Raw genomic sequence first — 21217 nt, 5'->3', positions numbered from 1 at the left:
AGGCCGGCCAGAACCGGGGCCTGCCCGATCCGAACCGCGGCTCCGCCCGGACAGGCCGGGGCCTCGACAGCAGCCATTCAAGACCGTTCCCAAGGAGGCATATCGAATGTTCTCTTATCCCACCTTCCCGGTCACCGTTCTGCCGGCGACCATGCACCCCGGCGCCCAGCAGGCGCAGTCGGTCACCGTCACCCTCCCGACCATCACCCAGTCGATCACCGGCACCTGCTTTCCGTCGATCCTCACCAGCGTGCCGACCCAGACGGTCACCGTGAGCAACACGGGTTCCTACCCGACCGCCGCCCCGCAGGGCGCGGAAGTCCAGAGCATCACCCCGGCCAGCGTGACCGTGACGGTTTCCGGCAGCGGCACCGGCACCGGCAGCATCACCGTCAGCGCCACCAACACCGGCGGCGTCACCACCACGGCCGGCGCGTCGCTCAGCGTCTCGGCGTCCGCCACGGCGGGTCCCAGCGTCACGGTGCCGCTGAGCGGCGCGCAGGCGCAGGCGTTCGGCGCCAGCACGGCGTCGCTGGCCCCGACGATGACGCTGCCCACGCAGACGTTCCCGACGCAGACCTTCCCGACCCAGACCTTCCCGACGCAGACCCTGACCCGCACGCCGATCACCCCGGTGACGGTGCCGTCGTACCCCACCTTCCCGACGGCGTCGCAGACCTTCCCGACGGCGTCCCAGACCTTCCAGACCCTCCAGAACACGATGCCGCAGCAGGCCGGGGCCGCGCCGCAGACGATCACGGTGTCGGTCACGCCCGCCTCGGTGACGGTGAGCAACCCGACCACGGTCACCGTGCCGCCGACGATCACGCAGACCCCCGCCACCTACCCCACCATCACGGTCACCCAGACCGCGACGGCCGGTCAGGCCGCGGCGCAGGGCCTGACCACGGTGCCGACCTTCCCGACCGTCACGACGCTGCCGAGCTTTCCGACCTACCCGACGATCCCGCCGGCCACGATGACGGCCATGAGTAGTCAGGGCGGCGGGATCGGCGCCCAGGGCCTGACCACCGTCCCGACCTACCCGACGCTGACGACGGATCCAACGCTCCCGCAGACGCTGCCGCAGACGCTGCCGCCGACGATCACGACGGTGCCGACGCTGCCGACCCAGCCGAGCTTCCCGACGTTCACCGTGACGGCCACGGCCGGCCAGGGTGCCGCTGCCCAGGGTCTGACGACGGTGCCGACCTACCCGACGGTGCCGACCTACCCGAGCATGCCGAGCTACCCGAGCTACCCGTCCATCCCGACGCTGCCGACGGCCAGTTACGGCGCGGCTCCGCAGACCGGCGCCGCGCCGCAGGCGACCTGGACGCCGGTGTCCGGCTCGATCTCGGTGACGGTCTCCGGGACCGGCTCGGCCACCGTGGGTCCGTCGATCAGCTTCTAAGCACGCCACCTGGAAGCCCGCCGGCCGCCCCCGCACGGGGCGGCCGGCGCGGCCCTTGGGCGGCGTGTCCGACGGGCGTGCCGCCGGCCTCAAGGAAGGAAGCCCACCCGAATGTTCCTGACCGTGTCCAACATCGCGCATTTCCTCATGGAGCGCGGCATCCTGGACGCCCGATCGATCGTCGGCGGCGACTTCAGCGTCGCCGAGGCGGGGCGGCGCTGCCGCAACTTCAAGATCACCCGCGGCGGCCTGCCCGGCCTGTTCGTGAAGCAGATCATGGGGCACAGTCCGGAACACGTGGCCACGCTGCGGCGTGAAGCGGCCTTCTACCAGCTGGTCGCCACGCGCCCGCTGCTGGAGCCGCTGAAGACCATCTCCCCGACCTACGTCGATTTCGACGCCGGCCGCCACGCGCTGGTGCTGGGCCTGCTGCCGCAGGCCGAGAACCTGAACGAGCTGCATTTCCGCCTCCGCCGCTTTCCCGTCGAAGTGGGCGAGCTGCTGGGCCGCGGGCTGGGCGCCTACCACGCGCAGGCCGCCAACGCCTTGCTGGAGCCCGTCAACGCGCAGGTCTTCCCCCGGCAGCCGCCGTGGATCTTCACCCTGGATCCCGCGACCCTGGCGCCGCTGCCCAGCTTCCCGCCGCACATCGGCCGGCCGATGATGGAGATGCTCTCCCGCCGGCCGGACCTGCTGGCGCACCTCCACGCGCTGGGCCGCGAGTACGAGTTCAGCGCGCTCATCCACGGCGACATGAAGTGGGACAACTTCATCGTCCATCCCGCCGGCCCGAACGGCGAATACGACTTCAAGGTCATCGACTGGGAACTGGTCGACCTGGGCGATGCCGCGTGGGACATCGCGTGCATCCTCACCTCCTACATCCTCTACGTGATGCTGATACCGCCGCAGGCCGGCACCGGACCGGCCGCGGAGGACCGGAAGGACCGCACGCTGGCCGAAGCGGTGCCGTCCATGCGCCGGTTCTGGCAGGTCTATGTGGAGACCCGCGGCTTCGGCGAGGGGGCGGCGCGCGTCTTCCTGACCCGCTGCATGCGCCATGTGGGCGCCCGCCTGGTGGTGGCGGTCTTCGAGGCGCTGTTCAACCGCTCCGCCCTCGCCGCCCAGGCGGAGACGCTGATGGAAACCGCGCGGGCCTTCCTCTGGGCGCCCGACAAGGCCGCCGCGGACCTGCTCGGCACCCCCTCCTGACACGGCCCGGACTGGACTGCCCCACATGACCGACAAGCTGGACGCCGACAAGCCGGGCGCCGATGCACTGGACGCCGGAGCGCTGGACGCCGAACTGACGGCCATCCTCGACGCGCTGGAGATCATCGCGCCCGACGCCTTCCGCTTCGCCGGCGGGCTGCTGCACCATCTGCCGCAGCCCGGCGCCATGGCGAACGCCATCATCAGCACGCTCTACACCAACTGCTACGCGCACCGCTTTCCCGGCCCGCCGGCGCGTTCCCCCTACCCGCCCGACCCGGCGCACCCGATCAAGCTGGACGCCGCCAACGGCAACCGCGACCATTGGGACGCCGGCTGGCGGGTCTACGCCGTCGACGCCGACGGCAGCGTCAGCGTGTCCAAGGGCGAGCGGCAGCGCCGCGCCCGGCCGGGCGAGTACCTGGCCACCAACGGCCGCGGAACCGTGCCGCAGCCGGGCGAGCAGGTGACCCTGTGGATGCCCCGCGGCTCGCACACGCTGCAGACCGCCTTCCAGTTCATGTACGGCGAGGCGCCCACCGACGTGTGGGACGAGTACGCGCTGACGCGCGTCTACTTCAACATCACCCCCACGGGCGTTCCCGTGCTGATCCGCGCGCTGACGCAGGCGCTCAACGCCTATCAGGTCCCCTACCGCATGAAGGCGCTGACCGACGCCACCCACTACACGCGGTCGGATTCCATGGTGCTCTACATGGCGCGCCGCCATGCGGAGTTCGTGGCGCGGCTCATCGCCGGGCTGCCTCCCGCCGCGACCGAGGAACTGGCCGATCCCACGCCCCTCTTCACCTGCCGGTTCCGCGCCGGGATCGGCTTCGCCGAGGATCCCGGCAACGGCGACAGCTTCGGCATCCACCGCTGCCGGCTGATGACGGAGGCGGTTCTGGCCGCCCATGCCGCCGGCCAGCGCACCGCGCGGCAGAAGCTGGAAGCGGTGCGCGCCCATTTCGCGGCCAACGGCCTGAACCTCGCGCGTCCCTGGGTGTCCCCCGGCCGGACCGACATCTACAGCGCCTTCGACGCGGAAAGGCTTGCCCCATGAGCACAGGGACATCGAGCATGGAAAGCCGGGGCATGGAAAGCGGGGAATTCCTGGACGTCGCCGCCGCCATCGGCCGCCGGCTCGCCATGGAGGCGATCTGGAGCGGGGACCGGTGCAACTGGCTGGGCTGGGCCTACCATGCCGACGGGGAACGCATCCAGCCGGTCTACCGCGCCATGGGACCGGCGCTCGGCAACGGCACGGCCGGCATCGGCCTGTTCCTGGCGGAACTGTGGCGCGCCACCGGCGACGCGGTGGTGCGGCAGGCGGCGCGCGGCGCCCTGGCCCAGGCGGCGGGCAGCCTGGAGTCCTGGCCGGCGGACTGGGCCGCGGGCCTCTACGCCGGGCTGCCCGGCGCCTCCGTCGCCTTCACCCTGGCGGCCCACGCGCTGGGCGAGGATCGCTGGATCGGGGCGGGGCGGGCGGCGCTGGACCGGCTGGGCAAGCGGCCGCCGGACCCGGAGCAGCTGGACGTGTACGGCGGCGTCGCCGGCGCCGCGCTGGTGCTGCTGGACGCGGCGGCGGGATCCGGCGACGCCGCGCTGCTCGACGCCGCCATGGGCTGCGGCACGCTGCTGGTGGAGCGCGCCCGGCGCAGCGGCGACGGCGCCTCGTGGCCGAGCGGGCGGGGGCAGCGGCATCCGGATCTGCTGGGCTATCCGCACGGCGCGGCCGGCATCGCGCTGGCGCTGCTGGAGCTGCACGCGGCCGGCGGCGGCGACGCGTTGCGCGACACGGCGCTGGCGGCGCTCGCCTACGAAGCGGCCCAGTTCGACCGGATGTGGAACCTGTGGCCCGACCTGCGCGTCGAGGTCCCGGAACCGCACCTGACCGTGGCGACGCCCGCCCGCTTTCCCATCGCCTGGATCCATGGGGCGACCGGTGTCGGCATGGCCCGCCTGCGGATCCGCGAGCTGCTGCCCGACCGCGCGGAGAACGATGCGGAGCTGCAGGCCGCCGTCACGGCCGCGGCGGCGACGCTGGGGCCGCAATCCCTGCCCGGCATCAACTTCGCCCTGGCGACGGGCGCGGCCGGCAACGCCGAGTTCCTGGTCATGGCGTCCGCCGCGCTCGGCCGGCCGGACCTGCGCGACCAGGCGGTCTACGCCGCGCGGTACGGGGCGCTGGCCTACGCCGCCAACCGCATGCCCTGGCCGTGCGGCGGGCCGCCCAACGGCGAAAGCCCGGACCTGCTGTTCGGTCTGGCCGGCATCGGGCGGTTCTACCTGGGACTCGCCGATCCGGAACGGGTCCGCAGCCTCCTGTCGTTCCGCCCGCGCGCCGTGGAGAAGCGGACGCAGGCGCCGCCCCCGCCCCCGGAGCCGCCGCCTCCACCGCCCCCGCCGCCGCCCGCTCCGAAGCCGGAGAAAGCGGCGGCCGTGGAACCGGAACCACGCAAGACCGAGGAGCCGACGGCGCCGGAGAAGCCGCCCGCCGGCACCGCTCCCACCAAGGCCCCGCCAAAGCCTCCGGCGGCGCCGAAGCCCAAGGCTCCGCCGAAGCCCAAGGCGCCGCCGGAACCCAAGGCTCCGCCGAAGCCGCCCGCCGGTGAAGCGCTCAAACGGCGAACCCCGGCGGCGCCCGCCGGCACGGCGCCGAAGGCGGCCAGAACCCGTAAGCCCCGCAGCAAGGACGACAGCAAGAAATGACGGTTCCGACCCTTCAGTTGCAGACCAGCATGAAGCCGCCGACCCTGCCGCTGGGCGGCCACCGCCCCTACCCGCGCCAAAGCCTGCCGAAGCCGCAGGACCGCCTGCCGCTGGGGCTGACGGGCCTGACGGTCAGCCCCTTCGCCATCGGCATCACGACGCCGGAAACCGTGCTGGCCGCCTACGAGATGGGCGTCAACTTCTTCTTCCTGACGTCCGACCTCCACTGGCCGCTGTACCAGGGCCTGCGGGACGGACTGGTGGAGCTGTTCAAGCGCGGCCCGTCCGTCCGCGACGAGGTGGTGGTGGCCGTCGTGTCCTACCTGGACCAGCCGCTGTTCAGCTATCTGCAGTTCAACGAGGTGATCGATTCCGTGCCGGGGCTGGAGCGGGTGGACGTGCTGATGGCCGGCGCCGTGCCCGGCGAGGCCAACCTCTACAGCCGCTTCAATTCGATCCACGGCGCCCGCAACGCCCGCCACTTCGGCGGCCGGGCGCTGGGCGCGTCGTTCCATCACCGGCCGTCGGCGCTGGTCAGCGTCAACGCCAACCTGCTGGACATCAACTTCATCCGCTACAACACCTCGCACCCCGGCGCCGTCAACGACGTCTTCCCCTACATCCGCCCGGACCGCACCGGGCTGATCTTCAATTTCAAGAGCACCATGTCCCAGGTGACGCCGGAGCAGTTCCGGAAGATGGGCCTGGGCGACCGCTACTGGCTGCCCAGGACCACCGACTATTACCGCTTCGCCCTCACCGTTCCGGGGATGGATGGCATCCTCTGTTCGCCGCAGAGCCCCGCGGAGTTCGAGCAGACGGTCGAGGCGATGAACGCCGGGCCGCTGACCCCGCAGGAGGAGGCGTACATGCGCTGGCTCTCCTCCAGCGTCAATCCCCAGTACTTTTGATGCCGCGAGCGTGCGAGAGGACCGGTCCATGCGTGATGCGCCGAAACGGCTGAAGGTCGCCTTCGTCTACCCGCCCTACGGCCCGCCGAACCTGGCCAACCTGGGGCTCGCCATCCTGGCGGCCGGCGTCGAGCAGCGCGGCTTCCAGACGCGGACGTTCTACTGGAACTACCGGCTGGCCGAGGCGCTGGACGTGCCCAGGGAGGAGCTGCGCCCCCACGTCTACAACCAGTTCACCCAGCGCGACCTGTTCCCGTGGAACGAATGGATCTTCTTCCGCACCATCTACCCGGAACGCCTGGAACCGCTGGAGCCCCTGGTGCGCAAGCGGCTCGACGCGCTGGACCGGGCCGCCAACACGGCCGCGGAAGGGCTTCTGCCCAGCCGGATGATCTTCGGCCTCGCCGCCAAGGTGCCGGCCCTGCTGGCCGAGATGGCGGCGGAGCTGGAGCCGTACGACCTGATCGGCATCTCCTCCACCTTCTTCCAGAACGGCCCGGCGCTCGCCCTGGCCAAGCACGTGAAGGAGAAATGGCCGCACAAGCGCGTCGTGCTGGGCGGCGCCAACTGCGACGGCGAGATGGGCCTCGCCATCGCCGAGCACTTTCCCTTCGTCGACTACGTCTTCTCCGGCGAGGCGGACTTCACCTTTCCGGAGTTCGTCGAGCGGCTGGAGGCGGGGGCGGACGTCGGCGGCATGCCCGGCCTGATCCACCGCGACGCCGACGGCCGCGCCGTGTGCGGCCCGCAGTCGGAGCCGGTCGCGGACATGAACGCGCTGCCGGTGCCGGTCTTCGACGACTTCATCCGGGAGCGGAAGAAATTCGGCCTGTACGACCATGACAAGCTGGTGCTGCCGCTGGAATCCTCGCGCGGCTGCTGGTGGGGGGCGAAGCACCACTGCATCTTCTGCGGCCTCAACGCCAACGGCATCGGCTACCGCCAGAAGGACGAGGAGCGTTTCCAGGACGAGGTCCTCGCGGTCGCACGAAAGTACGACGCCAAGTTCCTGTTCATGGCCGACAACATCCTGTCGACCCGCTATTACCGCAGCTTCGTGAAGTGGGCGAAGGAGAAGGACCTCGACGTCAACTTCTTCTACGAGATTAAGGCCAACATGAACCGGGCCCAGGTGGCCGCCCTGGCGGACGCCGGCATCACCATGGTGCAGCCGGGCATCGAAAGCCTTTCGACGCCGATCCTGAAGCTGATGAACAAGGGGATCCGCGGCATCCAGAACATCGCGTTCCTGAAATACGCCCGCGAATACGGCATCGTGCCGGCCTGGAACGTGCTGGCCGGCTTCCCGGGCGAGGACCCGTTCGAATACCAGAAGATGGCGCGGGACGTGGCGAAACTCACCCATCTCGCCCCGCCGAACGCGGTGATCGACATCGAGTTCCACCGCTTCAGCCCCTTCCACCGCGACCCCGGCAAGTACGGCATCCGGCTGGTGCCGCACCACAACTACGCCTTCCTCTACCCCTTCGAGCCGGAGGAGATCGCGCGCCACGCCTACGTCTTCGAAGTGGCCGGCCGCAGCCCGCTCGACCTCTCCTACATCCGCAAGCTCAACCTGGAGATCCGCAACTGGGTGCAGGCGTTCCGGTCCGGGAAGACGGCGCTGACCTGGGTGCAGGACGGCGACGACGTCCTGGTCCGCGACCGCCGCACGCCCGCGGGCAAGGCGGATTACCGCCTGTCCGGCTTCGCCGCCGACGTGCTGAAGGCGTGCGACGCCCCGATGGCGGTGGACTCCCTCCTCGACGAGCGCGGCGGCGCGGCCGAGCCGGCGCCCTACCCCATCACGCCGGGCAAGCGCTGGGACGGTCAGGCCGACGACTTCCGCATCGTGCCGGCCCCCGCGCCGGAAACCCGCATCGCCTTCACGCGGGCCGACTTCGCGGCCGATCCCCGGCGCTGCCTGTCCCCCATGCTGGAGGCCGGGCTGCTGTACGAGGAGGACGAGCTGCTGCTGGCGCTGCCCACGCACGTGACGGCGCGCGGCTTCAACCCCGGCTGGAAGCTGATCGGGATCTGATGGTCGGAGTGATGGTCAGAGCATCAGCGCGAGGCCGATCGCGAGGGTGGCGACGGCCATGGCGGCGACGGCCCCCTCGGTCGGCGCCATCCGGCCAGTGCGGCGCAACAGGGTGACGGCCGCTTGGTTCGTCGCCGTGTGCGCCAGCGCCGCCGGGATGGCCATCCAGGGGCTCCACGCGATCCACAGGGTGAGCCCCACGTGCAGGCCCGTCGCCGACAGCCGCTCCAGCCCGCCCCAGGCCGGATGCGCGCCGGCGGCGGCCCCCTGGCTCGCCAGCTGCGCCCGCGCCGCCTCGCCCTGCGCGTCCTGGCGGCGCAGCAGCCGCGCCGACACCAGCGCTCCCTGGAAGAGAACCACCGCTTCCGCCAGCGTCCACCCGAGGCCGAGCCAGACCGCCGTCCGCAGGTCCGTCCCCCACAGCGCCAGCGCCGCCCACCGGCATAGCTCCTCGGCGGGGCCGGACGCCAGCAGCACGACGCCGGCCAAGCGCTCCCTGGACAGGGCGAGCGCCTGACAGGCCAGCGCCACCGGGGCGCGCAGGAGAAGGGCGATCCCCCATCCCACGGCCCCCACGCCCAGGGCGCTCCAATGCGGGGCCAGCCACAGCAGCCCGGCCAGCAGCGCCGCGACGGCGGGCCCGACGAGCAGGTGAATCGGAACGGCGGGCGGAAGCGCGGTCGGTTTCTGTTCCATGGCCGCTCCTTCCCCCCCCGGGTCAGCCGCCCGGGCGCACGGCGCGCAGGGCGGCGACCGCCGCGCCGTAGCCGTTGTCGATGTTCACCGCGACGATGCCCGGCGCGCAGGACGCCAGCACGGCGGCGAGCGCCGTCTCGCCGTTGCGCGCCATGCCGTATCCCGTGGAGGTGGGCAGGGCGATCAGCAGGCCGGGCACGAGCCCCCCCAGGACGGTGGGCAGCGCCGCGTCCATGCCCGCGGCGGCGATCACCACCGGGTGCGCGGCGATCTCCTCCACCCGTTCCATCAGCCGCCAAATGCCAGCGACGCCGACGTCGAAGATCATCGTCGGGGCGACGCCGTTGAACAGCAGGGTGCGTTCCGCCTCCCGCGCGGCGCGGGCGTCCGACGTGCCGGCCGACACCACCGCCACCGCGCCGGTCCGCGCCCCGGCCGGCGCCGCGCCGAAGAAGGCCGTGCGCGACACCGGATCGTAGTCCAGCGCCGCCCGATGCTCCGGCGGGAGCGCCGCGTGCGCCTCAGGCTCCAGCCGCGTGAACAGGAAGCGGGCGGACCGCGCCGCCGCCGCGTCGAGGACCGCCGCCAGCTGTTCCGGCGACTTGCCGGCGCACATGATCGCCTCGCCGACGCCGACCCGCCGCGCCCGGTCGAAATCGAGGCGGATTTCGCTGTCCGCCGTCACGGCCGCACCACGCTCTTGTCGCCGACGAACGCCGAGCCGCGCCGGTAGGCGCCGATCCGGATGTTCACGCCGCGCAACGCCGGGTGCGCGCGGCGCAGCTCCTCGACCAGCGCGCCGTCCCTGCCGGCGCGCGCGTGCTCCCGCGCGTGCTCCTCGGCGCCCAGTTCGATCTCCAGGCCGTCCGGGCGCACGCGGCAGCGCGCCACCTTCGCCCCCCGCTCTTCCGCAAGCCAGGTCTCGACCCGCTCGACCAGCGCCAGGGCGTCCGCCGTGATGGCCAGCCCGGTTTCCATCCGGCTCGACAGGCACGGCGACGCCGGCAGGTCCGCCACGTCGCCCAGGCCCAGCGCGCGCGCCAGGGCGCGGACCGCCGCCTTGTCCATGCCCGCCTCGATGAAGGGATGGCGCACGCCGTGGTCGGCCGCCGCCGCCAGCCCCGGCCGGTAGTCCCCCAGATCGTCCAGGTTGGCGCCGGACAGCACCGTGCCCGCGCCAAGGCCGCCCAGCCGATCATAAAGGTTGGTCTTGCAGTAGAAGCAGCGGTTCACCGGGTTGGCCAGGTACCGCCCGTCGGAGAATTCGCCGGCCTCCACGACCGCAAGGTCCCATCCCTGCACCTCGGCAAAGCGCCGAACCCTGGCCGTGGCGGCCCGCGGCACGGCCGGGGACACCGCATGCGCCATGCGCACCCCGCCGACCGCGCGGTGGGCGAAGCTGGCGAGGGTTAGCGAGTCGACGCCGCCGGACACCGCGATCAGCGGCTCCGCGCAGCCGCGCAGCACGTCGAGCAGCGGGTCAGACGGCGGGTGCATTCGGGGCGTCCTTGTCCAATACGTCCTTTTCCAGGGCGTCCTTATCCAGGGCGGCCTTTTCGGCGCCTGCGCGACGGCTTGCCCGGTTTGCAGCACCAGCGATCGGCGCCAGCGCGTCCATCGCGGCCTTGGCGCTGCGCGCGCCGCCGGGCCGCACCGCCAGCTTGACCGGCACGCCGTCGGCCTCGACCTCCGCGCGGGGCAGCGTCGCGCGGCCGGCCGTCTGGCGCCGCACGCCCAGCGTCGTCGTCTCCTCCAGCGCGGCGGAGACGGCGGCGACCTCGGCCTCCGGGCGGGTCAGGATCTGCACGGCCGCCGCCATCCGGCCCTTCTTGCCGAAGACGGGCCACTGGCAGACGTCCAGCACCCCGTCCACCGCCCGGATCCGGTCCAGAGCGACGGCCAGATCCTCGGCCGTCTGGTCGTCCACCTCGAAGCGCAGGACGCCGACGGCTTCGGCATCAGCAGTCCGTTCACCGGCCCGCTGGTCACCGGCCCCCTCGTCCGCGCCGAAGAGCATGGCCCGCAGGATGTTGGGCCGGTGCTTCAACCGGCGCGTGCCGAACCCGGTTCCCGTGGACAGCAGCCGCCGCGGCGTGCGGTCCGGCCGCTGCGCGGGTTTCAGCCACGCCAGGATCGCCGCCCCGGTGGGCGTGGTCCGCTCGCCGTCCTCGTCGTCATCCGACAGGACGAAGCCGTTCAGCAGCCGGGCCGTGGCCGGCGCCGGGACCGGCAGAATCCCGTGCGCGGTGCGCACGAGGCCGGATCCCCGCGGCACCGGCCCGATCGACCACGCGGCGGGCGCCAGCGCGTCGATCAGCGCCGCCGCCGCCACGATGTCGACGATGGAGTCGACCGCCCCGACCTCGTGGAACGCGACGTCGTCCGGGGTACGCCCGTGGATGGCGGCCTCGGCCTCGGCCAGCAGGCTGAAGATGCCGACGGCGTGGCCGCGCACACCCGGCCGAAGAGGGGCGGATTCCAGGCGGCCGCGAATGTCCCGCCAATGAACGTGGTCGTGCGTGTGGCCGTTGGCGTGGCCGTGGTCATGCCCATGGTCATGGCCGTGGTGGTGCCCGCCGTCGCGCGCGCCGTGCACCTGGAAGCGCCGGCCGGTCAGCACCCCGTCGTCCGTGGCGTCCATCCGCGCGAAGATGGCTTCCGGCAGGCCCAGCGCCGCCACGGCATCGGCGACGTCCGGCCAAAGGTCCGGGCGGGCATCCAGAAGCGCTGCCGCGAACATGTCGCCCGCGACTCCCCCGACCGCATCCAGGTGGATGTTCATGATACCGGAGCATCGCTGTTGGTCCATGTCCACGACCCGCCACACGTTTGGAGAGCAAACACATGGGACAATATGGCCGAAACCAGCAACCATAGGAAGCGCGAAACCCGCCGCCGCACGCGCTGTGCAACGTCTCCCCGGCAAGAAAAAAGCGCCGGAACCACGGATGGTCCGGCGCTCGAAACTGGCATTCGGAAATATGGCTGCCCTTAGAACGGGATTTCGTCATCCAGGTCGTTGTGCTGCGGCTGCGGCGCGCGTCCGCCGCCACCACCGCCGCCGCCGCCCTGGCCGCCGCCGTAACCGCCGCGGCCGCCACCACCGTAGCCGCCACCGCCGCCACCGCCCGACTCGTAACCGCCGCCGCCGCCGTAGCCGCCGCCCTCGCCGCCTTCACGGCCGCCGCCCATGAAGTCGATCTCGGCGACGCGGACGGACATCTGCGCGCCGCGCGTGCCGTCGCGCTTCTCGTATTCGCGCAGCGTCACCTCGCCGGAGACGACCACGCCCTTGCCCTTGGTCAGGTGCGGGGCCAGCGATTCGGCGCGGCGGCCCCAGATCGAGCAGTCCACCCACTGGGTCGTCTTGCGCTCGCCGAAGCCGACGTCGTTGGCGACGCGGAAGCCCAGCACCTTCTCTCCGCTCTGGGTCGTGCGCAGTTCCGCGTCCGCACCGAGCCGCCCCGTAAAGGTCCACACGTTCATCGCTGCATCTCCTAGGCGCGAGTGTCCCGACATCCCTACCGGCCCGATCGGCCGCCCGGCGGCGGGGCGTCCAGATGTCGAGGTTTCCCGTTCGCAGGGCCGGATATGTTGCGTCCACACCCCCACTCGGGCGCATCAAGAAGCACGAGCGGGGCGGTGCGGTCAACCGCCACGGGAGCGTCATCCCCCTTGTCCGCGGGGCCACTCGCACGCCCCGCCGCCAAGAGAACACTCCGTGAACATTTTATACCAGAATGCCGGGCGCGGCGCAATCGCGCAGACGATGCCCGCCGTACGCATCGCAGGGTTCCGGCAGTGGCAATCCGCGCATGGCTCGTCCATATCTGTGCGGGCCCTCCCGGTGCCGTTCGGCCTTCCCTTCCGCACCACTTTCGGCTAAGAACACTCCATGAACAAATTCATCAGCGTCCGCGGCGCCCGCGAGCACAACCTGAAGAACGTCGACGTGGATCTGCCGCGCGACCAGCTGATCGTGATCACCGGCCTGTCCGGATCGGGCAAGTCGTCGCTGGCGTTCGACACCATCTACGCCGAGGGGCAGCGCCGCTATGTGGAGAGCCTGTCGGCCTACGCCCGGCAGTTCCTGGAACTGATGCAGAAGCCCGACGTCGAATCGATCGAGGGGCTGTCGCCCGCCATCTCGATCGAGCAGAAGACGACGTCGAAGAACCCGCGCTCCACCGTGGGCACGGTGACCGAGATCTACGACTACATGCGCCTCTTGTGGGCGCGCGTCGGCATCCCGTATTCGCCGGCCACCGGCCTGCCGATCGAAAGCCAGACGGTCAGCCAGATGGTGGACCGCATCCTGGCGATGGCGGAGGGCACGCGCCTCCTGCTGCTCGCCCCCTTCGTGCGCGGCCGCAAGGGCGAGTACAAGAAGGAGATCCAGGACCTGCGCAAGCGCGGCTTCCAGCGCGTGCGGGTCGACGGCGAGATGTACGAGATCGACGCGGTCCCAGCGCTCAACAAGAAGCTGAAGCACGACATCGAGGTGGTCGTCGACCGCATCGTGGTGCGGGACGGGCTGGGCAACCGCCTGGCCGATTCACTGGAGACGGCGCTGGCGCTGGCCGACGGCATCGTCTTCGTGGAGAACGCCGACACGCACGAACAGACGGTGTTCTCGCAGAAGTTCGCCTGCCCCGTCTCCGGCTTCACGATCCCGGAGATCGAGCCGCGGCTGTTCTCCTTCAACAACCCGTTCGGCGCCTGCCCGGCGTGCGACGGCCTGGGCTCCAAGATCTACTTCGACCCGATGCTGGTGGTCCCGGACGAACGCCTGACCCTCGCCAAGGGCGCCATCGCGCCGTGGGCCGGCTCGTCGTCGAAGTACTACGAGCAGACGCTGGTCAGCATCTGCAAGCACTTCGGCGCCCCCATGACCACCCCGTGGGAGGAGCTGCCGGAGAAGGTGCGGCAGACGATCCTGTTCGGCTCGAACGGCGCGCCGATCACCATGACCTACGACGACGGGCTGCGCAGCTACCAGACCAACAAGGCGTTCGAGGGCATCGTCAACAACCTGGAGCGCCGCTACCGCGAGACGGACAGCGCCTGGACCCGCGAGGAGCTGTCGAAGTACCAGTCGGCGCAGCCCTGCGAGACCTGCCAGGGTGCCCGCCTGAAGCCGGAGGCGCTGGCCGTCAAGGTGAACGGCCTGCACATCTCGCAGGCGGCGGAGATGTCCATCTCCGACGCCGGCCGCTGGTTCGCCGGGCTGAACGACCACCTGCGCCCGAAGGACAAGGAGATCGCCTACCGCATCCTGAAGGAGATCAACGAGCGCCTGGGCTTCCTCAACGCGGTCGGCCTCGACTACCTGACGCTGGCGCGCGGCTCCGGCTCCCTGTCGGGCGGCGAGAGCCAGCGCATTCGCCTCGCCTCGCAGATCGGCTCCGGCCTCACCGGCGTGCTCTACGTGCTGGACGAGCCGTCGATCGGCCTGCACCAGCGCGACAACGACCGCCTGCTGGCGACGCTGAAGCGCCTGCGCGACCTCGGCAACACCGTGCTGGTGGTGGAACACGACGAGGACGCCATCCGCACCGCCGACTACCTGGTCGACATGGGGCCGGGTGCCGGCCAGCACGGCGGCCGGGTGATCGCCCAGGGCATTCCGGCCGAGGTGCAGAAGAACCCGGACAGCATCACGGCGGCCTACCTGAACGGCACCCGCGGCATCCCGGTGCCGTCCGTGCGCCGCCCCGGCCACGCGGGCCAGTTCCTGGAGGTGACGGGCTGCCGCGCCAACAACCTGCAGAACGTCTCGGCGCGCGTGCCGCTGGGCACCTTCACCTGCGTCACCGGCGTGTCCGGCGGCGGCAAGTCCACGCTGGTGATCGAGACGCTGTACAAGGCGGTAGCGCGCAAGCTGATGGGAGCGCGCGAGCACCCGGCCGAGCACGACGAGATCCGCGGGCTGGAGTTCATCGACAAGGTCATCGACATCGACCAGTCGCCCATCGGCCGCACGCCGCGCTCCAACCCCGCCACCTACACCGGTGCCTTCACGCCGATCCGCGACTGGTTCGCCGGCCTGCCGGAGGCGAAGGCCCGCGGCTACGGCCCCGGACGCTTCTCCTTCAACGTCAAGGGCGGGCGCTGCGAGGCGTGCCAGGGCGACGGCGTCATCAAGATCGAGATGCACTTCCTGCCCGACGTCTACGTCACCTGCGACGTCTGCCACGGCAAGCGCTACAACCGCGAGACGCTGGAGGTCCTCTACCGCGACAAGTCGATCGCCGACGTGCTCGACATGACGGTCGAGGAAGGGGCGGAGTTCTTCAAGGCCGTGCCCTCCATCCGCGACAAGATGGAGACGCTGAAGCGCGTCGGCCTCAGCTACATCCACATCGGCCAGCCGGCGACCACGCTGTCGGGCGGCGAGGCGCAGCGCGTCAAGCTGTCGAAGGAGCTGAGCCGGCGCTCGACCGGGCGCACCCTCTACATCCTCGACGAGCCGACGACCGGCCTGCACTTCGCCGACGTGGAGAAGCTGCTGGAGGTGCTGCATGCGCTGGTCGACCAGGGCAACACGGTGCTGGTGATCGAACACAACCTGGAGGTCATCAAGACCGCCGACTGGATCATCGACCTGGGTCCGGAGGGCGGCACCGGCGGCGGCGAGATCGTCGCCGAGGGCACGCCGGAGGACGTGGCGCGGGTGGAGCGCAGCTACACCGGCCAGTATCTGGCGCCGTACCTCAAACAGCGGAGCAAGGCCCGGAAGAGGGCGTGAGGGAAACAAACGCCGCTCCCCCGCGTTGTCGCGCCATCGTCACCTTATGAGGGGGAATACGATGATGGCGCGTACCTTGACCGGCATCGCCCTGGCTTTCGGCGTCGCGCTGGCCGTGTCGGCCTGCGGTTCCGACGACACCACCCGTTCGACCAGCACGACCACGACGACGACCACGACGGCCCCGTCGGCCGGCAGTTCCACGGTCATCACCCCGGCGCCGGGCGCCGGCGCGACGACCATCGAGCGCAACACGACCACCCGCACCTACTGAGGCCCGTAAGGGCACGCACCCGCGGCCGGCCTCCCGCACCAGCGCGGAGCCGGCCGCGTCCCGCACCGGTACGATCGTCGCTATTTCCGCGCCATTGTTGCGTGCTTACGCTTCCCTCTTCCCATCCAACGGAGAAACGAGGGAGGAAACGATGAGGAAACTGTTCGCGGCCACGGCCGCTCTCCTGCTGACGGCGGCGCCCGCGCTGGCGGCCCCCGCCAAGGCCACCAAGTCCACCCAGGTCACCGAATCGGTCCGCCTGTCGGTTCCGGTCGATCAGGTGTGGCCGTCCGTCGGCCCGTTCTGCGGTTTGAGCGACTGGCACCCGGCCGTCGAGAAGTGCGAGCTGCGCCAGGACGCCAAGGGCCAGCTGCGGCTGATCACCGTCAAGGGCGGCGGCGTGATCGAGGAGCGGCTGTTGAGCGCCTCCGACACGCAGCACCGCATCACATATTCGATCCTGTCCAGCCTGCTGCCGGTGAAGGACTACACCGCCACCCTGTCCGCCACGCCGTCGGGCAAGGGAACGAAGCTGGTCTGGACGGCCAGGTTCACCCCCAACGGCGCCAGCGAGGCGGAAGCGAAGAAAGTCATCTCCGGCATCTTCACCTCCGGCTTCGACGGCCTGAAGCAGAGGCTCGGCGCCCAGTAGGGCGCCCGCGGCGCGCGCTCAGCGGCGGTGCAGCGCCTTCGTGGCGCCGCCGCTGGCGACCCACGCCATCATGCCGCCGTCCAGCACGGCGACGTCGCCGAATCCGGTGCGCTCCAGCACCTTCGCCGCCGCCACCGCGCGCGGCCCCATGCGGCAGACGATCACCACCGGCCGCTCGCCCGCATCCTCCCGCACCGCCTTGAGACTGCCCCCCAGACGGTCGAGCGGCGCCAGGACCGCACCGGCGATGTGTGCCTCGGCGAACTCCGCCTCGCTGCGCACGTCCAGCAGGAACAGCGGATCGCCACGGTCCAGACGTTCCCGCACGTCGGTCGGCGCCACGCGCTTCACGCCCGCCAGCCGCGCGCGCAGCATGGGCAGCAGCATCACCAGCGCCACCACCCCCACCAGCAGAACCATCCACACCGCGTCGCCCCAAACCGCGTCACCCATGCCACCCCCTTTGTTCAGTGTCTAACATTAATGAATACTGATGGCACATGGCAAGGGCTGCGTTCCGCCGAATGCCGCCGCCGTGCTATTATCGGCTCATGCTGAACGACGTTCGCCTGCGCGCGCTCGACACCGTCAAGCGCATCGTGTTCGACCGGCTTGCCGGACACCCCGCGCGCGTCTATCTGTTCGGCTCGTGCGCACGGGGCGACGCGCAGCGGTGGAGCGACATCGATGTGGCCATCGAACCGCTGGAGCCGCTGCCAGCGGGATTGCGGTCCGACATCGAAGAAGACCTCGAGGAAAGCACGGTGCCTTATTTCGTCGATGTGGTGGACCTGTCGACGGTGGGCTCCGAGTTCCGCGAGGATGTGAAACGCGAAGGCATCGAATGGACCCGGTAGAGCGCAAGGTCGACACGGCGGAGCAGGCGCTGCGGCGTTTCCAGGAGATCCTCGGCCACCCCGCCGACGACGTCGTGCGGGACTCCGCCATCCTGCGCTTCACCTTGTCCGTCGAAACCGCATGGAAGGCCGCCCGCGCCGTCATCGTTCATCGCAGCGGCCCGGAAAAGCTGACCTCGGCCAGCCCGAAGCCGATCGTCCGGGAGAGCCAGATCGCCGGCTTTCTGACCGAGGCGCAGGCGGAAGCGGCGCTCAAGATGATGGACGACCGCAACCTGACGATTCACACCTACGACGAGGCCAAGGCGGAAGAGCTGTTCTCCCGCCTGCCAGCGCACGCCACCCTGATCGATTCCTGGGTGCGCGCCATGCGCGCCGCCCTGGCGCGCGGCTGATCCGCAGCATTTTTCCTTTCTGGACCCCCTCATCATGACCGACACCTCTCCCCGTCCCGTCCACGTTATCGGCGGCGGCCTCGCCGGCTCGGAGGCCGCGTGGCAGCTGGCCGCGCGCGGCGTGCCCGTGGTGCTGCACGAGATGCGGCCCGTCCGCGCGACCGAGGCGCACCAGACCGACCGTCTGGCCGAACTCGTCTGCTCCAACTCGCTGCGCTCGGACGACGCCGAGTACAACGCCGTCGGCCTGCTGCACGAGGAGATGCGGCGCTGCGGCTCGCTGATCCTGCGCTGCGCCGACGCGCACAAGGTGCCGGCCGGCGGCGCGCTGGCCGTGGACCGCGACGGCTTCGCGGACGCGGTCACCGGCGAACTTGCCCAGCACCCGCTGGTCACCATCGAGCGCGGCGAGGTCGCCGGCCTGCCGCCCGAGGAGTGGGACAGCGTCGTCGTCGCCACCGGTCCCCTCACCTCGCCGTCCTTGGCCGAGGCGATCCGCGCCCTGACCGGCGAGCAATCGCTGGCCTTCTTCGACGCCATCGCGCCGATCGTCTACCGCGAGAGCGTGGACCTGTCGAAGGCGTGGTTCCAGTCCCGCTACGACAAGCCCGGCCCCGGCGGCACCGGCAAGGACTACATCAACTGCGCCTTCGAGAAGGACGAGTACCGCGCCTTCATCGACGCCCTGATCACCGGCGAGAAGGTCGACTTCAAGGAGTGGGAGAAGGACACCCCCTACTTCGAAGGCTGCCTGCCCATCGAGGTGATGGCGGAGCGCGGCGTCGACACGCTGCGCTACGGCCCCATGAAGCCGGTCGGCCTGACCAACCCGCACAGGCCGGAGCGCCGCCCCTACGCGGTGGTGCAGCTGCGCCAGGATAACGCGCTGGGCACGCTCTACAACCTCGTCGGCTTCCAGACCAAGCTGCGGCATGCCGAACAGCTGCGCATCTTCCGCATGATCCCCGGCCTGGAGAACGCCGAGTTCGCCCGCCTGGGCGGCCTGCACCGCAACACCTTCCTGAACAGCCCGCGCCTGCTGGACGGCAGCTTGCGGATGAAGGCGCTGCCGCGGCTGCGCTTCGCCGGGCAGGTGACGGGCTGCGAAGGCTATGTGGAGAGTGCCGCCGTCGGCCTGCTGGCCGGTCGGTTCACCGCCGCCGAGCGGCTGGGCCGGGGGCTCGCCGCACCGCCGCAGACCACCGCGCTGGGCGCCCTGCTGAACCACATCACCGGCGGCGCCGAGGCCGAGACGTTCCAGCCGATGAACGTCAACTTCGGCCTGTTCCCGCCGGTGGAGGAGCGCATCAAGGGCCGGGATCGAAAGCTCGCCTACACCCGCCGCGCGCTTGCCGACCTCGCCGGCTGGCTGGCGGAGGATCCGCCCGTCTGACCGCGCGGTGGCGGCCACCGTACGGTACCGTATTTGGTGCTACCACCTCGTTTACGGTTCCGTTATACCTGCTTGCGAAGATTGCTCCGCGACTGAACAATTCGAATCCTATCGGATTGCCGGCCGCGGAGTGCAGGGAGCAGGAGCGGCCTCATGGGCTTCACCAACTGGCGCATCGGCAACCGGATCTACGCCGGTTTCGGCATCGTGCAGATCCTCATCGTCGTGCTCAGCGTCATCGCCATCTTCGGCATGGACGCCATCCGCGGGTCCTTCACGCGGTTCGGCGACATGTCGGACAAGACGCTGCTTATGGACGAGCTGAAGCTGGACGTCGTCACGCTCCAGCTCCGCGCGCGGGAGTTCATGACCACCCGCACGCCCGAGGACCGCAAGCGCGCCGAGGCCGCCTACCAGACGCTGGCGAAGACCGTCGGCGACGCCCGGCGCGAGGTCACCGACCCCAAGCGCGCCGCCCTGGTGGGCGAGATCACCAGCCTGGTCGAGCAGTACCGCCAGGGCTTCCAGCGCATCGGCGACCTCGTGGCCAAGCGCAACGAGATCCTGCAGACGGTGATGAACCCGACCGGCGGAAGCATCCGCTCCAAGCTGTCGGACATCATCGACACCGCCGCCGCCACCGGCGAGCCGGAGGTCGCCGCCCGCGCCGGTCTGGTGCAGGAGGCGGTGCTGACCGCCCGCGTCCACGCCATGAAGTACCTGGAAAGCAACGCCGACGCCGAGGTCGACGAGGTGCGCCGCCAGATGGAGGAGCTGGAGACGGCCTTCCTCATGCTCGACCAGGCGATCAGCAACGAGCGGCAGCGGGAGGTGGTGACTGCGGCGGTGGCCGAGGTCGCCACCTACAAGGGCGCGTTCGAGGCGCTGGTGACGGCGATCCGCGAGCGCAACACCCTGCGCACCGACGTGCTGGACCGCACCGGCGCCGCCATCAACGAGAAGGCGGAAGCCGTCCGCCAGAGCTTCAAGGCCGACCAGGGCGCCCTGGCCGACGCCGTCGCGGACGTGGCCGACAGCTCGGAGACGCGCTCCATCATCATCGCGGTGCTGGGCGTGGCGCTCGGCATCGCCGTGGCCACCGTCATCGGCCGCGGCATCGCCCGGCCGGTCAACGCCATGACCGACGCCATGAACCGCCTCGCCCAGGGCGACCACGGCGTCGAGGTGCCGGGGCGCGGCCGCGGCGACGAGATCGGCTCCATGGCCGGTGCCGTCCAGGTCTTCAAGGAGAACGCCCAGGCCGTCGAGCGCATGCGCGACGAGCAGAAGGCCGCCGAGGCGCGGGCGGAGGAGGAGAAACGCCGCTCCCTCAACGACCTCGCCAACCGCTTCGAGGCCAGCGTGCGCACGGTGGTGGAGAGCGTCACCACCGCCGCCACGCAGCTGGAGGGCAACGCCCAGCGCCTGTCCTCCACCGCCGAGCAGAGCCGCGCCCAGGCGGCCAACGTCGCCTCCTCCGCCCAGCAGACGGCGGCCAACGTGCAGACGGTCGCGGCGTCGGCCGAGGAGATGACCAGCTCGATCGGCGAGATCACCCGTCAGGTCGGCCAGAGCGCCGCCATCGCCCAGCGCGCGCATCAGCGGGCCGAGACCACCAACACGACGATCCAGTCGCTGGCCGAGCAGGCCAAGGGCATCGGCGACGTGGTCAGCCTGATCAACGACATCGCCAGCCAGACCAACCTGCTGGCCCTCAACGCCACCATCGAGGCCGCCCGCGCCGGCGAGGCCGGCAAGGGCTTCGCCGTCGTCGCCTCCGAGGTCAAGAGCCTCGCCACCCAGACGGCGAAGGCCACCGAGGAGATCAGCCAGCAGATCGGCGCCATGCAGGGCGCCACCAGCAGCGCCGTCGAGGCGATCGTCGAGATCACCCGCACCATCGCCGAGATCA

Annotated in this window: 19 protein-coding genes; 13 read left to right on the top strand and 6 right to left on the bottom strand. The window is 70.8% G+C overall.

The annotated features are described in order from the left end of the window. The first annotated feature begins 106 nt into the window (after positions 1 to 106). The 6 genes from VED21_RS25335 (at position 107) to VED21_RS25310 (ending at position 8290) form a co-directional block, all read left to right on the top strand. Positions 107 to 1414 (top strand): hypothetical protein, encoded by a 1308-nt coding sequence (locus VED21_RS25335; protein ID WP_324887278.1) that lies wholly within the window; start codon positions 107 to 109, stop codon positions 1412 to 1414. A 111-nt stretch (positions 1415 to 1525) separates the two neighbouring features. Then, complete coding sequence (locus tag VED21_RS25330; RefSeq protein WP_324887276.1) at positions 1526 to 2626, top strand: aminoglycoside phosphotransferase family protein; 1101 nt, start codon at positions 1526 to 1528, stop codon at positions 2624 to 2626. A gap of 25 nt (positions 2627 to 2651) precedes the next feature. Beyond that, on the top strand, positions 2652 to 3689 hold the full coding sequence (locus VED21_RS25325; protein ID WP_324887274.1) for a T3SS effector HopA1 family protein: 1038 nt from the start codon (positions 2652 to 2654) through the stop codon (positions 3687 to 3689). A gap of 32 nt (positions 3690 to 3721) precedes the next feature. After that, positions 3722 to 5338 (top strand): lanthionine synthetase LanC family protein, encoded by a 1617-nt coding sequence (locus VED21_RS25320; protein WP_324887272.1) that lies wholly within the window; start codon positions 3722 to 3724, stop codon positions 5336 to 5338. Continuing rightward, positions 5335 to 6249, top strand: a complete 915-nt coding sequence (locus VED21_RS25315; protein WP_324887270.1) for a hypothetical protein — start codon at positions 5335 to 5337, stop codon at positions 6247 to 6249. The genes VED21_RS25320 and VED21_RS25315 overlap by 4 nt, the downstream gene beginning before the upstream one ends. Before the next feature lie 28 nt (positions 6250 to 6277). Then, the gene (locus VED21_RS25310; protein WP_324887268.1) at positions 6278 to 8290 is read left to right on the top strand and encodes a RiPP maturation radical SAM C-methyltransferase; all 2013 of its coding nucleotides are present in this window, start codon (positions 6278 to 6280) and stop codon (positions 8288 to 8290) included. 15 nt (positions 8291 to 8305) lie between these two features. Here VED21_RS25310 and VED21_RS25305 read toward each other — a convergent pair whose 3' ends face one another. The 5 genes from VED21_RS25305 to VED21_RS25285 all read right to left on the bottom strand — a co-directional run bounded on the left by VED21_RS25305 (position 8306) and on the right by VED21_RS25285 (position 12472). Then, on the bottom strand, positions 8306 to 8986 hold the full coding sequence (locus tag VED21_RS25305) for a hypothetical protein (RefSeq protein WP_324887266.1): 681 nt from the start codon (positions 8984 to 8986) through the stop codon (positions 8306 to 8308). Between the two features lie 22 nt (positions 8987 to 9008). Next, positions 9009 to 9671, bottom strand: a complete 663-nt coding sequence (gene larB, locus VED21_RS25300; protein WP_324887264.1) for a nickel pincer cofactor biosynthesis protein LarB — start codon at positions 9669 to 9671, stop codon at positions 9009 to 9011. Beyond that, positions 9668 to 10483 carry a hypothetical protein gene (locus VED21_RS25295; protein ID WP_324887262.1) on the bottom strand — a complete coding sequence of 272 codons (816 nt, stop codon included), beginning with the start codon at positions 10481 to 10483 and terminating at the stop codon, positions 9668 to 9670. The genes larB and VED21_RS25295 overlap by 4 nt, the downstream gene beginning before the upstream one ends. Continuing rightward, the gene (locus tag VED21_RS25290; protein ID WP_324887260.1) at positions 10467 to 11768 is read right to left on the bottom strand and encodes a LarC family nickel insertion protein; all 1302 of its coding nucleotides are present in this window, start codon (positions 11766 to 11768) and stop codon (positions 10467 to 10469) included. Before VED21_RS25290 ends, VED21_RS25295 begins: the two co-directional genes overlap by 17 nt. Before the next feature lie 209 nt (positions 11769 to 11977). Then, on the bottom strand, positions 11978 to 12472 hold the full coding sequence (locus VED21_RS25285) for a single-stranded DNA-binding protein (RefSeq protein ID WP_324887258.1): 495 nt from the start codon (positions 12470 to 12472) through the stop codon (positions 11978 to 11980). Positions 12473 to 12881: 409 nt separating this feature from the next. Here VED21_RS25285 and uvrA point away from each other — a divergent pair, with 409 nt between their 5' ends. The 3 genes from uvrA to VED21_RS25270 all read left to right on the top strand — a co-directional run bounded on the left by uvrA (position 12882) and on the right by VED21_RS25270 (position 16660). Beyond that, the gene (gene uvrA / locus VED21_RS25280; RefSeq protein WP_324887256.1) at positions 12882 to 15734 is read left to right on the top strand and encodes an excinuclease ABC subunit UvrA; all 2853 of its coding nucleotides are present in this window, start codon (positions 12882 to 12884) and stop codon (positions 15732 to 15734) included. A 61-nt stretch (positions 15735 to 15795) separates the two neighbouring features. Further along, positions 15796 to 16008: a hypothetical protein gene (locus VED21_RS25275; RefSeq protein WP_324887254.1), complete on the top strand. Its 213-nt coding sequence runs from the start codon at positions 15796 to 15798 to the stop codon at positions 16006 to 16008. A 151-nt stretch (positions 16009 to 16159) separates the two neighbouring features. Beyond that, positions 16160 to 16660 (top strand): SRPBCC family protein, encoded by a 501-nt coding sequence (locus VED21_RS25270; protein WP_324887252.1) that lies wholly within the window; start codon positions 16160 to 16162, stop codon positions 16658 to 16660. Positions 16661 to 16678: 18 nt separating this feature from the next. Here VED21_RS25270 and VED21_RS25265 read toward each other — a convergent pair whose 3' ends face one another. Next, positions 16679 to 17113, bottom strand: a complete 435-nt coding sequence (locus VED21_RS25265) for a rhodanese-like domain-containing protein (RefSeq protein WP_324887250.1) — start codon at positions 17111 to 17113, stop codon at positions 16679 to 16681. Between the two features lie 98 nt (positions 17114 to 17211). On the opposite strand from VED21_RS25265, the gene VED21_RS25260 reads away from it, so the two are divergent. From VED21_RS25260 to VED21_RS25245, 4 genes are all read left to right on the top strand, one after another. Next, positions 17212 to 17517, top strand: coding sequence for a nucleotidyltransferase family protein (locus tag VED21_RS25260; RefSeq protein ID WP_324887248.1), 306 nt, complete (start codon positions 17212 to 17214; stop codon positions 17515 to 17517). Next, positions 17505 to 17912, top strand: coding sequence for a nucleotidyltransferase substrate binding protein (locus VED21_RS25255; protein WP_324887246.1), 408 nt, complete (start codon positions 17505 to 17507; stop codon positions 17910 to 17912). The genes VED21_RS25260 and VED21_RS25255 overlap by 13 nt, the downstream gene beginning before the upstream one ends. A gap of 34 nt (positions 17913 to 17946) precedes the next feature. Then, entirely contained in the window at positions 17947 to 19305 is a 1359-nt protein-coding gene (trmFO, locus tag VED21_RS25250) for a methylenetetrahydrofolate--tRNA-(uracil(54)-C(5))-methyltransferase (FADH(2)-oxidizing) TrmFO (protein WP_324887244.1), read from the top strand. A gap of 153 nt (positions 19306 to 19458) precedes the next feature. Then, on the top strand, positions 19459 to 21217 hold a 1759-nt coding region (locus VED21_RS25245), incomplete at its 3' end, for a methyl-accepting chemotaxis protein (protein WP_324887241.1).

Source organism: Azospirillum sp. (assembly GCF_035627195.1).
Classification (GTDB): Bacteria; Pseudomonadota; Alphaproteobacteria; order Azospirillales; family Azospirillaceae; genus Azospirillum.
The sequence above is the reverse complement of the archived record's forward strand: the minus strand, read 5'-3'. Positions and strand labels throughout refer to the sequence as shown.